The organism is Pseudomonas putida, assembly GCA_029953615.1.
In the GTDB taxonomy this organism is placed as follows: Bacteria; Pseudomonadota; Gammaproteobacteria; order Pseudomonadales; family Pseudomonadaceae; genus Aquipseudomonas.
This window is the reverse complement of record CP124529.1, coordinates 648,890-662,875: the sequence shown is the minus strand read 5'-3', so window position 1 is coordinate 662,875 and position 13,986 is coordinate 648,890. Positions and strand designations below refer to the sequence as shown.

At 62.1% G+C, this 13,986-nt stretch carries 8 protein-coding genes and 3 pseudogenes; all 11 read left to right on the top strand.

Annotated features, from left to right (window positions below; translation table 11 throughout):
* Nucleotides 1-3 precede the first annotated feature (3 nt).
* The 11 genes and pseudogenes from flgK to QIY50_03005 all read left to right on the top strand — a co-directional run bounded on the left by flgK (nucleotide 4) and on the right by QIY50_03005 (nucleotide 13,941).
* Entirely contained in the window at nucleotides 4-2,046 is a 2,043-nt protein-coding gene (gene flgK / locus QIY50_03055; protein ID WGV21262.1) for a flagellar hook-associated protein FlgK, read from the top strand.
* Nucleotides 2,047-2,059: 13 nt separating this feature from the next.
* Nucleotides 2,060-3,622 (top strand): flagellar hook-associated protein 3, encoded by a 1,563-nt coding sequence (locus QIY50_03050; protein WGV21261.1) that lies wholly within the window; start codon nucleotides 2,060-2,062, stop codon nucleotides 3,620-3,622.
* A gap of 375 nt (nucleotides 3,623-3,997) precedes the next feature.
* The gene (locus QIY50_03045; protein WGV21260.1) at nucleotides 3,998-4,927 is read left to right on the top strand and encodes a ketoacyl-ACP synthase III; all 930 of its coding nucleotides are present in this window, start codon (nucleotides 3,998-4,000) and stop codon (nucleotides 4,925-4,927) included.
* A 409-nt stretch (nucleotides 4,928-5,336) separates the two neighbouring features.
* A pseudogene (locus tag QIY50_03040) lies at nucleotides 5,337-6,777 on the top strand (flagellin).
* 76 nt (nucleotides 6,778-6,853) lie between these two features.
* Nucleotides 6,854-7,205 (top strand): annotated as a pseudogene (locus tag QIY50_03035) (flagellar protein FlaG).
* Nucleotides 7,206-7,288: 83 nt separating this feature from the next.
* Nucleotides 7,289-8,677 (top strand): flagellar filament capping protein FliD, encoded by a 1,389-nt coding sequence (fliD, locus tag QIY50_03030; protein ID WGV21259.1) that lies wholly within the window; start codon nucleotides 7,289-7,291, stop codon nucleotides 8,675-8,677.
* Between the two features lie 126 nt (nucleotides 8,678-8,803).
* Nucleotides 8,804-9,205, top strand: coding sequence for a flagellar export chaperone FliS (gene fliS / locus QIY50_03025; protein WGV21258.1), 402 nt, complete (start codon nucleotides 8,804-8,806; stop codon nucleotides 9,203-9,205).
* 16 nt (nucleotides 9,206-9,221) lie between these two features.
* A complete protein-coding gene (locus QIY50_03020; protein ID WGV21257.1) occupies nucleotides 9,222-9,515 on the top strand; it encodes a flagellar protein FliT in 294 nt (97 codons plus the stop codon).
* Between the two features lie 165 nt (nucleotides 9,516-9,680).
* The gene (gene fleQ / locus QIY50_03015) at nucleotides 9,681-11,156 is read left to right on the top strand and encodes a transcriptional regulator FleQ (GenBank protein ID WGV21256.1); all 1,476 of its coding nucleotides are present in this window, start codon (nucleotides 9,681-9,683) and stop codon (nucleotides 11,154-11,156) included.
* A gap of 211 nt (nucleotides 11,157-11,367) precedes the next feature.
* Entirely contained in the window at nucleotides 11,368-12,585 is a 1,218-nt protein-coding gene (locus QIY50_03010) for an ATP-binding protein (GenBank protein ID WGV21255.1), read from the top strand.
* Nucleotides 12,585-13,941, top strand: a pseudogene (locus tag QIY50_03005) (sigma-54 dependent transcriptional regulator). Before QIY50_03010 ends, QIY50_03005 begins: the two are co-directional and overlap by 1 nt.
* Nucleotides 13,942-13,986: the final 45 nt, after the last annotated feature.

Genomic DNA, 13,986 nt, shown 5'->3' with positions numbered 1-13,986 from the left:
ATCATGTCGAGCCTGATTTCGATCGGCCTGAGTGGCCTGAGTGCCAGCCAGGCGGCATTGTCGGTTACCAGTAACAACATCGCCAACGCCGCAACCAGTGGCTATTCGCGCCAGCAGACAATCCAGGCCGCGGGCCCGTCGCACAATATCGGCGCGGGCTTCCTGGGTACCGGTACCACGCTGTCGGACGTGCGCCGCATCTACAGCGCCTACCTGGACAACCAGCTGCAGACGGCCACCTCGCTGCAGGCCGACTCGGTCGCCTTCCAGGACCAGATCACCAGCGTCGACAAGCTGCTGGCCGACCGTGATACCGGCATCAGCTCGGTCCTTACCGCATTCTTCTCGGCCCTGCAGACCGCAGCGGCCAAACCCGGTGATGTTGCCTCGCGGCAGCTGCTGCTGACCCAGGCGCAGACCTTGAGCAACCGCTTCAACGCGGTGTCTACCCAGCTGAACCAGCAGAACGAGGTGATCAACTCCCAGCTCGATACGCTGGCCGGGCAGGTCAACAAGCTCAGCGGCAGCATCGCCGAGTACAACAAGCAGATCGCCGCGGCCAGTGCCACCGGCAACACCCCCAACAGCCTGCTGGATGCGCGCAACGAAGCCGTGCGTCAGCTCAACGAGCTGGTTGGTGTGACGGTGCAGGAGCGTGATGGCAACTACGACGTCTACCTGGGCAGTGGCCAGTCGCTGGTCACCGGCAACAAGGCCAACACCCTGTCGGTGCAGCCGGGTGTTGCCGACAAGAGCCAGGCCAGCCTGCGCATCAACTACGAGTCGTTCAGTTCCGACGTGACCTCGGTGATTACCGGTGGCGCCATCGGTGGCCTGTTGCGCTATCGCCAGGACGTGCTGACGCCGTCGATGAACGAGCTTGGCCGTGTCGCCCTGGTGGTGGCCGACAGCATCAACAGCCAGCTGGGCCAGGGCCTGGATGCCAATGGCCAGTTCGGCAGCTCGCTGTTCTCCAGCATCAATAGCGCTACCGCCATTGCTCAGCGCAGCCTGGCCTCGTCGAACAACAGCTCCGGCTCTGGCAACCTCGACGTGACCATTGCCGACAGTGGCAAGCTCACCACGTACGACTACGAGGTGAAGTTCACCAGCGCCAACCAGTACAGCGTGCGCCGCTCCGACGGCACCGACATGGGCACCTTCGACCTCAGCGCCGACCCGGCGCCGGTGATCGACGGCTTCAGCCTGTCGCTCAATGGTGGTGGCCTGGCGGCGGGGGACAGCTTCAAGGTGATCCCCACGCGCGCCGCAGCAGGCAGCATCACCACCACCCTCACCGATGCCAACAAGCTGGCGTTCGCCGGGCCGATCAGTGCCGCGGCGGGTAGTGGCAACAGTGGTACTGGCACCATCACCCAGCCGACCCTGGGCGAGTCGCTGGACATCTACGGTGGCGCCGATACTGCGTTGATCCAGCAATCGATTCGCGACTCGATGCCGGTGCGCGTGGTGTTCGACGCAGCCAGTGGCGGCTCCCAGGGCTACAAGCTGTACGATGCCAAGGGAACCCCGATCGGCACCGGCAGCGTGGTGCCAGGTACCGACAACAAGCTGTCGGTGGCCGTGCCGATGCTCGATGCCGCTGGCAACCCGATTCTCGATGGCAGTGGCAACCCGCGTTCCTTTACGGTCGAGACCACCATCGGTGGCAGCCCGGCGGCCAACGACAGCTTCACCCTGTCGTTCAATGCCGACGGCAAGGCCGACAACCGCAATGCCACGGCGCTGCTGGGCCTGCAGACCAAATCTACAGTGAACACCGGCTCCGGCGGCGGTACCAGCTTCACTTCGGCCTATGCCTCGCTGGTCGAGCGCGTTGGGGCCAAGGCCAACCAGGCCACCATCGACACCACGGCGACCCAGGCGGTGCTCAAGTCCGCCACCGAAAGCCGCAGCGCGGTGTCCGGGGTGAACCTGGATGACGAGGCGGCCAGCCTGGTGAAGTTCCAGCATTACTACACGGCGTCGTCGCAGATCATCAAGGCGGCGCAAGAAACCTTCAGCACCCTGATCAATGCCTTGTAAGGAGTAGACTCTCGTGCGTATTTCCACCGCTCAGTTCTATGAGTCCAGCGCCAACAGCTACTCCAAGAACTTCTCCAGCATGAACAAGACCAACGATCAGGTGACGTCGGGTATCCGCATCCAGACTGCGGCCGATGACCCGGTCGGCGCCGCGCGCCTGTTGCTGCTGCAACAGCAGCAGTCGCTGCTGGACCAGTACAGCGGCAACATCAATACGGTGAGCAATGCCCTGCTGCAGGAAGAGAGCGTGCTCGCCACCATCAACGATGCCATGCAGCGTGCCAGTGAACTGGCAATCCGCGCCGGTGGCGCCGGGGTTACCGACTCCGACCGCGTGGCCATCAGCACCGAGCTGAAAGAGATCGAGGCGAACATTTTCGGCCTGCTCAACTCACGCGATGCCAATGGCGACTACATGTTCGGCGGCTCCAAGAGCACCTCGCCACCCTATGTGCGCAACTCCGATGGCACCTACAGTTACCACGGTGACCAGACCCAGTTGAGCCTGCAGGTGTCCGACACCCTGAACCTGGCAACCAACGACACCGGCTTCACCATCTTCGATTCGGCCAGCAACAAGAGCCGCACCCAGTCGACCCTGCTGGTGCCGGCCACCGACGATGGCGTGGTCGGGGTATCGCCAGGCCTGCTGACCTCGAGCAGCAGCTACAACAACAGCTTCACTGCGGGCCAGCCGTACAAGCTGACCTTCACCAGCGCGACCCAGTACGTCATTACCGACGCCAATGGCAATGACGTCACCGCTGAAACCCCCACCAACGGTACCTTCGACAGCAAGACCGAAGGCGCCAACCGCATAGCCTTGCGTGGCGTGGAGTTCGAAATCACCGTCACCCTGGAGGAGGGCGCCGATGCCGACGCCGCCGTGGCGGGGCGTGAGTTCTCCTTGGCAGCGCGCCCGGACACGTTCAACACCACCCGCAGCGCTGGCAATACCTCCAGCGCCCAGGTCACCAGCAGCACCGTGACCGACCAGGCCGCGTATCGCAGCACTTTCCCCAGCAATGGTGCGGTGATCAAGTTTACCGGGCCGGGCAGCTACGAGTTCTACGCCCAGCCAATGACCGCCGACAGCAAGCCGGTGGCCACGGGCACCTTCACTGCGCCGGCCTTGACGGTGGCTGGTGTGACCTACCAGGTCTCTGGCGCGCCGCAGGCGGGTGACCAGTTCGCGGTCACGGCCAACACCCACCAGAACCAGAACGTGCTGGAAACCCTCAGCCAGTTGCGCGCGGCGCTGGATACGCCGGTGACCGGTACTGGCCAGGCCAACGCCTTGAAGGATTCTGTGGCGTCGGCAATCGCCAACCTAGCCAGCGCCCGTGAGCAAGTTGATATCACTCGCGGTTCGATCGGTGCCCGTGGCAACTCGCTGGAGATCCAGCGCCAGGAGAACACCAGCCTGGGCCTGGCCAACAAGACCACCCAGAACGCCATCGGCAACACCGACATGTCTCAGGCGGCCATCACCCTGACCCTGCAGCAGGCCATGCTGGAGGCCTCGCAGCTGGCCTTCTCGCGTATTTCGCAGCTGAGCCTGTTCAACAAGCTCTGATCGGCCGTTTAAAAAGACGGGGCTGCTTTGCAGCCCTTCGCGGGCGCCCGCTCCCACAGGAACTGCATGGGCCTCAAGCTCATGCCAAACCTGTGGGAGCGGGCGTGCCCGCGAAGGGGCGCAAAGCGGCCCCGCCTTTCTCCTGCCTGCGAAACGCCCAGTCCGCACACCCTCGCCACGGCTTTCGTAGCATTTCAATGTGACCAATGAGTCAAAACGGTCATCTTCCCTGTATTCTATGCAGCAGCTGTTGCAGCATTTTGTTACCGGTGCGCAGGCGAGCACTGCCTTCAGCCCACAGCGGTGACGTTCCGGTATTTGGCGCCCTCAATTCATCGAGTGGTGGTCTTTGGCTGTTTTCATTGGGAAGCCAGAATGATTGGCATCAAAAGCATCGCGAGTTACGTGCCCACCGCTGGCCTGGACAACTACGTCCAGGGTGCGAAATTCGGCAAGGACGAAGCGTTCATGTTCGGCAAGATCGGCGCCTCGTTCCTGCCACGCAAGGCCGCCGAGCAGGAAACCTCCGACCTGTGCGTGGAAGCCGCCCAGGCGCTGTTCGCCAGCAACCCCGACCTCGACCCGCAATCGATCGATGCGCTGATCGTGGTCACCCAGAACGGTGACGAAGAAGGCCTGCCGCACACCGCCGCCATCGTCCAGAGCAAGCTCGGCCTGTCTACCCGCGTGGCGGCGTTCGACGTGTCGCTGGGCTGCTCCGGTTACGTGTACGGCTTGTACGCCATCAAGGGCTTCATGGAAGCGGCGGGGCTGAAGAACGGCCTGCTGATCACCGCCGACCCGTATTCGAAGATCGTCGACCCGGAAGACCGCAACACCACCATGTTGTTCGGTGATGCCGCCACGGCTACCTGGATGGGTGAAAACGCGGTCTGGAACCTGGGCCAGGCGCGCTTCGGTACCGACGGTTCCGGTGCCGAGCACCTCAAGGTGAGCGATGGCAAGTTCTTCATGAACGGCCGCCAGGTGTTCAACTTCGCCCTGGTCAAGGTGCCGGCGCACCTGCACGAGCTGCTGGAGGCCAGCGGCCTGAACTCTTCGGATATCGATGCGTTCTGCATCCACCAGGGCAGTGCGGCGATTGTCGATGCCGTGGCCCGTCGCTTTGAAGAAGAGCATCCGGAGAAGTTCGTCAAGGATATGCTGGAAACCGGCAATACAGTGTCCTCCAGCGTGCCGTTGCTGTTGCAGAAGCACATGCTCGACGGCAGTTGGAAGCGCGTGGCGATCAGCGGCTTTGGCGTAGGCCTGTCGTGGGGTTCGGCCATCCTCTATCGCGACTGATCCCCAGCAGTCCCAAAAAAAGCGCCCGGCGACCACCGCCCGGCGCTTTTTTCATGCCCGAAAGAAAATCGTGGCTGGCACGCAGTTTCTGTGGGAGCGGGCATGCCCGCGAACACCGTCGAAGCTGGTGCCATCCATCGCGTTGCCTTCTTCGCGGGCGCGCCCGCTCCCACAGGGGAGGGTGATGCTCCTGATATGGCATTTCGCCTGTTCACGCACGGTTTTTGACGCCAATAAACTGCCCTTAAGCCCTTGATTTCTCAGGGCTGGCCCCATGCCAGCATTTTTTTTTCAAAAAGGCCCTCAAGCAACCCGCGCACCCGACGATAACTATTACGAAGGTTCTCTAGGCCAATCCGGCGGTTGCCAAGGCCGGAAGCCGCAGTACCCATCCAACGAGGATTTCGTCATGCCGTTAACCGTTAACACCAACATTGCGTCGATCACTACTCAGGGCAACCTGACCAAGGCCAGCAACGCTCAGACCACTTCGATGCAGCGTCTGTCCTCGGGTCTGCGCATCAACAGCGCCAAAGACGACGCCGCCGGCCTGCAGATCGCCAACCGCCTGACCAGCCAGATCAACGGCCTGGGCCAGGCTGTGAAGAACGCCAACGACGGTATCTCGATCGCTCAGACCGCTGAAGGTGCAATGCAGGCTTCGACCGACATCCTGCAGAAAATGCGTACCCTGGCCCTGTCCTCGGCTACTGGCTCGCTGAGCGCCGACGACCGTAAGTCGAACAACGACGAATACCAGGCTCTGACCGCTGAGCTGAACCGTATCTCGGAAACCACCACCTTCGGTGGCCAAAAGCTGCTGGACGGCTCGTACGGCACCAAGGCCATCCAGGTCGGCGCCAACGCCAACGAAACCATCAACCTGACTCTGGACAACGTTTCTGCCAAGAACATTGGTTCCCAGCAGATCAAGAGCACATGCTATTACCCCGGGCACTGGCGTGGCTGGTGGCTTGATCACTGTCACTGGTAATGGTCAGACCAAAGACGTCACGATCGGACTTGCGGCTTCGGCTAAAACCATGGCAGCTCAGCTGAATGGTGCTGTTGGCGGTCTCTCCGCTACCGCCAGCACAGAAGTGGCTCTGACTGTCGACAAGGCTGCCATTGCAGCTGCTACCCCGGCGTCGGCCAACTTCACTCTGGATGTCGGTGGTCAGTCGGTCAATTTCGTGGGTGTTACCGACACCGCAGGTCTGGCTGATCAACTCAAATCCAACGCTGCCAAGCTGGGCATTAGCGTTAACTACGACGAGTCGAGCGGTGCGCTGTCGGTTAAGTCCGATACGGGTGAAAACCTCAAGTTCAGCGCCAGCGATGCCGGTGCTCAGGCTGGTATTGAAATCAACACTCGTGATGGTTCCGGCAACTATGCTGCCACTGGTACTGCCTTGACTGCTGCCGACATGATCGCCACTGGCGCTGTGTCGCTGGATTCGGCCAAAGGCTACGCGTTGACGGGTGCTGGTGTTACTGGCGTCTTTGGTGCAGGTACTGCTGCCAGCTCCGCAAAGACAACCATCTCCCAAACCGACGTGACTGATGCAACCAACGCTCAGAACGCCCTGGCCGTTATCGATAAGGCCATCGGTTCGATCGACAGCGTCCGTTCGGGCCTGGGTGCTACTCAGAACCGTCTGCAAACCACCGTCGACAACCTGCAGAACATCCAGAAGAACTCCACCGCTGCCCGCTCCACCGTGCAGGACGTGGACTTCGCTTCGGAAACTGCCGAGCTGACCAAGCAGCAGACTCTGCAGCAGGCTTCCACCGCGATCCTGTCGCAGGCCAACCAGCTGCCATCCTCGGTCCTGAAACTGCTCCAGTAATTCAGGCGCCTGAGTAAAGGGTGAAAGGGTGCGTTTACGTGCCCTTTCACCCTTTTTGACTTGAGGAGTTCGAAACATGGACATGAGTGTGCAAGCTGAGCCAGGTGTACCCCTCTGCGTTGCCCCCGGCGCCAGTCGCTGATCGGGACCCGGTGCAGCCTGCCAAGGTGCAGGAGGCAGCAGCCCCCGATAATCAGCCACACTCGCGTGAAGAGCTGGAAAAAGCGGTTGGCGAAATCCGCGATTTTGTCCAGTCGAGCCAGCGTCAGCTGGATTTTTCCATTGATGATTCCACCGGTCGGGTCGTGGTCAAAGTGATCGCTACCGAATCGGGTGAGGTCATTCGCCAGCTTCCGTCGGAAACCGCACTGAAGCTTGCACAAAGCCTCAGTGAAGCCGGCAGCCTGCTGTTCGACGGTCAGGCATAGGCTGGCATGATTTTTGTTGCTGTCGACTTTTTGATGGATTTATTCGCCAAGGATCCGGCAGCTACTGAACAAGGAGAGCAATGATGGCAGGTACAACAGTCAGCGGTATTGGCTCGGGCATCGATACCCAGGCGATCGTGGATTCCCTGGTGGCCGCGCAGAAGGCGCCGAAGCAGGCGCAGATCAATACCCAAACGCTGAAGGCAACCACCACGTTGTCCTCGATCGGCAAGATTCAGGCAGCCCTGGATGCCTTCCGCGGCGCCTTGACCAACATGACCGATACCAACAGTTTCGGTGGTCTTAGCCTGAAGTCCTCGGATGAGAAGGTTGCGACCGTGACCATGGGCACGGGTGCGGCCAACGGTTCGTTCTCGTTGGTGGTCAGCAAGCTTGCGACCGCCTCGAAAGTGTCGACCAAGGTTTATGCGGGCGGCGCCGGCTCGGTAGTCAATTCCGGCTCCACTCCGACCACCTTGAAGATCAGCCAGAGTGGCAAGGATTACGACCTCAGTGTTCCCCCGGGCGCGACACTGCAGCAAGTGCGCGACAGCATCAACAGCCAGTTCGGCGTGGCGGGCCTGAGTGCCAACGTGCTGACGGATGCCTCCGGCTCGCGTTTGATCATCACCTCGACCAAGATGGGTGAAGGTTCCGATATCACCCTTTCGGGAAACTCCGGCATCGATACCGGTTACACCGTCATCGATCCGCCAACGGATGCGGAATACACGCTTGATGGCATTGCCATGAAGTCCAAGACCAATGACATCACGGATGCGGTCAGCGGCCTGAACATCAAGCTGGTCGGTACGTCTCCGAAAAACGCCACCAGCGGGGAGCTGACGCCCACCGTGCTCTCGCTGAGTACCAGCAGCACCGCGCTGAAATCCGGTCTCAAGGGGTTCATCGATACCTACAATGCGTTGCTGACGGTGCTCAACACGGAAACCAAAGTCACCAAGAATGCCGATGGTTCCATGACTGCGGCAGCGCTGACGGGTGATGCGTCGATGCGTGCATTGATGACGTCCATTCGTGAGGAGCTCAATGCCGTATCCGGCAAGGGCACACTGAAGTCCCTTGCCGCGTTCGGCGTAACTTCATCCCAGGACGGCGGCCTGCTGAGCCTGGACGACAAGAAGTGGGACAAGGCGGCTACCAGCAACGCGGCCGACCTGACCAGTATCTTCAATGGCAAGGACGGCCTGTTGGCCCGTTTGCAAAAGGTGACCGAGCCGTTTGCCAAGGCCAGCACCGGTACCCTTGCCGAGCGTTCCAAGACCCTCAGCGAGAGCCTGACCAAGCTCAAGACCGAACAGGACACCCTTGATGCGCGCATGGAAGCCCTGCAAAAGAGCCTGCAGGACAAGTACAACAACATGGATACCCTGGTCACCCAGCTGCGCCAGCAGCAGAACTCGGTGCTGAGTACCCTCAACGCTCTGAACAAAGCCAATAGCGACGATTAATCCGTGAACATTGCATGAAGTCCGGGCATGATGCCCGGCTTCATGTCATCGGCCGGTAAAGTTTTCCGCCGCCTGCCCGATACAAGGAATATCTCCCTTTAAGCCTGCCCGTCACGAGGTCGCAAGATGAATCCCATGAGAGCCCTTCGTCAGTACCAGAAGGTCAATTCCCATGCCCAGATTTCCGAAGCCACGCCCCACCGCCTGGTGCAGATGCTGATGGAAGGCGGCCTCGATCGCATGGCACAGGCCAAGGGTGCCATGGCGCGCGGCGACATCGCGGAGAAGGGCCTGATGCTCGGCAAGGCGATCGATATCATCATCGGCCTGCGTGATGGTTTGTCGCCCGAAAAAAGCGAAAACCCGGAGTATGTCGAGAAGCTCGACGCCCTGTATGTCTACATGACCAATCGCCTGATGCAGGCCAACGTCGACAACGATGCAAGCATCATCGACGAGGTTGCCCAGTTGCTGATTACCGTGAAGAGCGGTTGGGACGGTATCGCCGACACCCAGCCTGCCAGCTGACGGCAAGGAGAACACCGTGACCGCACTGCAACGCCTCGACGACACCTGCGATGCCCTGATCGGCGCCTTGGGCGAACGTGACTGGGATGCCATTGCCAAGCTGGATGTGGCCTGCCGTGCGTGCATCGACGAGGTGCTGGCGACCCACGCGCTGGACCAGGCGTTGCTGCGCGAGAAGCTGGAGGGGGTGCTGGAGGTCTACCGCAATCTGATTGATGTGACAACCGGCGAACGCCAGGCAATTGCCGAAGAGATGATGCAGATCAATCAGGCGAAAAATGCTTCGAAGGTTTACCATCTGTTCAGTTAAGATGCGCACAACTGAACAAAAGGCGCCATAAATTTGACTGTGCGGGCCTTTTTGACTTTACTAGTGGCTGTTTTCGAATTTCAGACGTCCGAACACTGACCATTCAGTCGGAATGATGTCGAGCACGCCTTCGGGCGCCGATATGACTAGGGAAGTTGCTATTGCATGTGGCGTGAAACCAAGATTCTGCTGATCGATGACGACAGCGCACGCCGCCGCGATCTCGCGGTGGTGCTTAACTTCCTGGGCGAAGAAAACCTCGCTTGCTCCAGCCAGGACTGGCAGCAAGTGGTCGAGCCGTTGTCTTCGAGTCGCGAAGTGCTGTGCGTGCTCATCGGCACTGTAAACGCTCCGGGCAATCTGCTTGGGCTCGTTAAGACAGTGGCTGGGTGGGATGAGTTCCTTCCGGTTCTGCTTTTAGGTGAAATTTCTTCTGCGGAGTTCCCGGAAGACCTTCGCCGCCGCGTGCTTTCCAACCTGGAAATGCCGCCAAGCTACAGCCAGTTGCTGGATTCGCTGCACCGTGCCCAGGTCTATCGCGAGATGTACGACCAGGCGCGCGAACGTGGCCGTCAGCGCGAACCCAACCTGTTCCGCAGCCTGGTCGGCACCAGCCGTGCCATCCAGCATGTGCGACAGATGATGCAGCAGGTGGCCGATACCGATGCCAGCGTGCTGATCCTGGGCGAGTCCGGCACCGGCAAGGAAGTGGTGGCGCGCAACCTGCACTACCATTCCAAGCGCCGCGAAGCGCCGTTCGTGCCGGTCAACTGTGGCGCGATCCCGGCCGAGCTGCTCGAAAGCGAACTGTTCGGCCACGAGAAGGGCGCCTTCACCGGGGCGATCACCAGCCGTGCCGGGCGTTTCGAGCTGGCTAACGGCGGCACCCTGTTCCTCGACGAAATCGGCGACATGCCGTTGCCGATGCAGGTCAAGCTGCTGCGCGTGCTGCAGGAGCGTACCTTCGAGCGGGTGGGTAGCAACAAGACCCAGAGCATCGATGTGCGCATCATTGCCGCGACCCACAAGAACCTCGAGACCATGATCGAGGAGGGCACGTTCCGCGAAGACCTGTACTACCGCCTGAACGTGTTCCCCATCGAGATGGCGCCGCTACGTGAGCGGGTGGAAGACATCCCGCTGCTGATGAACGAGCTGATCTCGCGCATGGAGCACGAGAAGCGCGGCTCGATCCGCTTCAACTCCGCCTCGATCATGTCGCTGTGTCGCCACGGCTGGCCGGGCAACGTTCGCGAGCTGGCCAACCTGGTCGAGCGCATGGCGATCATGCACCCGTACGGTGTGATTGGGGTGTCCGAGCTGCCGAAGAAATTCCGTTACGTCGATGACGAAGACGAGCAGATGGTCGACAGCCTGCGCAGCGACCTGGAAGAGCGTGTGGCGATCAACGGCCATGCGCCGAACTTCAATGGTCACGCCATGCTGCCGCCTGAAGGCCTGGACCTGAAGGACTATCTGGGTAGCCTGGAGCAGGGCCTGATCCAGCAGGCGCTGGACGATGCCAACGGTATCGTTGCGCGCGCAGCTGAACGTTTGCGGATCCGCCGTACCACCCTGGTAGAGAAAATGCGCAAGTACGGCATGAGTCGCCAGGGTGGCGAGGAACAGGCGGAGGATTGACGCCTGGCGGTTGGCTGCGCCGGCCTCTTCGCGGGCGCGCCCGCTCCCACAGGAACGATGCACGGCTTGAATCCGGTGATATCCCTGTGGGAGCGGGCATGCCCGCGAAGAGGCCGGCACAGCCAACCCAAATCCCTATCTCCGGCACGGCTATTGCTACACCCCTCGCACCACACCGTTTTTATGACGGTCAGCCACGCGAGAGAGCAAGATGCCCCAGGCCGCCCATCTATCCCGAGCCCCCGTTGCGCAGGGGCAAACCCCGGTCGAGCAGGAAAGCCGCCAGGGTGTCGAGCAAGCCTTCGCCCTGTTCAATCAGGTATCCAGCCAGCTGAGCCAGTCCTACAGCCTGCTCGAAGCCCGGGTCAGTCAGCTCAAGGGCGAACTGGCGGTGGTCAGCGCCCAGCGCATGGACGAGCTCAGCGAAAAGGAACGCCTGGCCAACCGCCTGCAGAACCTGCTGGACCTGTTGCCCGGCGGGGTTATCGTGATCGATGGCCAGGGCCTGGTGCGCGAAGCCAACCCGGCCGCGTGCGAATTGCTCGGCGAGCCGCTGGTCGGCCAGTTGTGGCGCCAGGTGATTGCCCGCAGCTTTGCCCCGCGCAAGGACGACGGCCACGAAGTCTCGCTGCGCGACGGTCGCCGCCTGTCCATCGCCACTCGTTCACTGGATGCCGAGCCCGGCCAGTTGGTGCTGCTCAATGACCTGACCGAAACCCGTCGCCTGCAAGACCAACTGGCCCGCCACGAGCGGCTGTCATCACTGGGGCGTATGGTCGCCTCGCTGGCGCACCAGATCCGCACGCCACTGTCGGCGGCCATGCTCTATGCCAGTCACCTGGCCGACCCCGAACAGGACCTGAACCCGGAAACCCGCCAACGCTTCGCCGGTACCCTGAAAGAGCGCCTGCACGAACTGGAGCACCAGGTGCGCGACATGCTGGTGTTCGCCCGTGGCGAGCTGCCGATGGGTGACCGGGTCACTCCGAAAGCCTTGTTCCAGGCCCTGCAGCAGGCCGCCCAGGCGCATGTGCAAGGGCACGCCGTGCGCTGGCAGTGCGACAGCCACCTGGGTGAGCTGCTGTGCAACCGCGACACCCTGGTCGGTGCCTTGCTCAACCTGATCGAGAATGCCCTGCAGGCGAGCGATGGCCCGGCGCGGCTGAAAGTGCACCTGTTCCGCCGCTCACGCAGCCTGCACCTGTGCGTGAGCGATGCCGGCAGTGGTATTGACGCCGATCTGCTCGGCCGCCTGGGCGAGCCGTTCCTGACCACCAAGGCCACTGGCACCGGCCTGGGCCTGGCCGTGGTCAAGGCCGTGGTGCGCGCACACCAGGGCACGCTCGGCCTGCGCTCGAAGGTCGGCCGTGGCACCTGCGTGCGGGTGGAGCTGCCGTTGATCGACGGGCAACTGGCGGAGGGCGTGTAATGGCGATCAAGGTGCTGCTGGTCGAGGACGACCGCGTATTGCGCCAGGCGTTGGGGGATACGTTGGAAATCGGCGGTTTCGCCTACCAGGCGGTGGGCAGTGCCGAAGAAGCGCTGGAAGCGGTGCTGGAGGATGCCTTCAGCCTGGTGGTCAGCGATGTGAACATGCCGGGCATGGACGGGCATCAACTGCTCGCCCGGCTACGTCGCCAGCAACCACAGTTGCCGGTGTTGCTGATGACCGCGCACGCCGCGGTGGAGCGCGCGGTCGAGGCCATGCGCCAGGGCGCCGCCGATTACCTGGTCAAGCCGTTCGAGCCCAAGGCCCTGCTCCGCCTGGTCGAGCGACATGCTGCCGGGCGCGTGGCTGACGAGGAGGGGCCGGTGGCCTGCGAACCGGCCAGCCGCCAGTTGCTGGAGCTGGCTGCACGGGTGGCGCGCAGTGACTCGACCGTGCTGATTTCCGGCGAGTCCGGCACCGGCAAGGAAGTGCTGGCGCGCTTCATTCACCAGCAGTCGCCGCGGGCGGCGCAGCCGTTCGTGGCGATCAACTGTGCGGCCATCCCTGACAACATGCTCGAGGCCACCCTGTTCGGCCACGAGAAGGGCGCCTTCACCGGTGCCATAGCCGCCCAGGCCGGCAAGTTCGAGCAGGCCGAAGGTGGCACCCTGCTGCTCGATGAAATTTCGGAAATGCCAATGGCCTTGCAGGCCAAGCTGCTGCGCGTGCTGCAAGAACGTGAGGTTGAACGGGTAGGCGGGCGCAAGCCGATCAGCCTGGACATCCGCGTGCTGGCCACCACCAACCGTGACCTGGCTGGTGAAGTGGCAGCCGGGCGCTTCCGTGAAGACCTGTACTACCGCCTGTCGGTGTTCCCCCTGGCCTGGCGCCCGCTGCGAGAACGCCCGGGTGACATCCTGCAACTGGCCGAGCGCCTGTTGGCGCGTCATGTGGCCAAGATGAAGCACGCCCCGGTGCGCCTGTCAGCCCAGGCTCGGGCCAGCCTGCAGGCGCATGCCTGGCCGGGCAATGTGCGCGAACTGGACAACGCCTTGCAGCGGGCGCTGATCCTGCAGCAGGGCGGGGTGATCGAGGCGGCGGATTTTTGTCTGGCAGGTGCCATTCCATTGTCGGCCGCTATCGAACCATCACCCGAGGTCGCGGCCGACGCAGGCGGGCTCGGCGATGACATGCGTCGCCATGAGTACCAGATGATCATCGACACCCTGCGCGCCGAGCGTGGCAGGCGCAAAGAGGCGGCCGAACGCCTGGGGATCAGCCCAGCGTACCTTGCGCTACAAGCTGGCGCAGATGCGTGATGCCGGGTTTGACGTCGAGGCCAGCCTGTTCGGCTGACGGGCAAATATCTCGCTGCTGGCACGGCCCCTGTGTGGGAGCGGG

Bases quoted from the DNA above. Each gene is read 5' to 3' on its own strand.
- flgK (WGV21262.1), top strand. From the start codon at position 4: ATGTCGAGCCTGATTTCGATCGGCCTGAGTGGCCTGAGTGCCAGCCAG.
- QIY50_03045 (WGV21260.1), top strand. From the start codon at position 3,998: ATGATTGGCATCAAAAGCATCGCGAGTTACGTGCCCACCGCTGGCCTG.
- fliD (WGV21259.1), top strand. From the start codon at position 7,289: ATGGCAGGTACAACAGTCAGCGGTATTGGCTCGGGCATCGATACCCAG.
- fliS (WGV21258.1), top strand. From the start codon at position 8,804: ATGAATCCCATGAGAGCCCTTCGTCAGTACCAGAAGGTCAATTCCCAT.
- fleQ (WGV21256.1), top strand. From the start codon at position 9,681: ATGTGGCGTGAAACCAAGATTCTGCTGATCGATGACGACAGCGCACGC.
- QIY50_03010 (WGV21255.1), top strand. From the start codon at position 11,368: ATGCCCCAGGCCGCCCATCTATCCCGAGCCCCCGTTGCGCAGGGGCAA.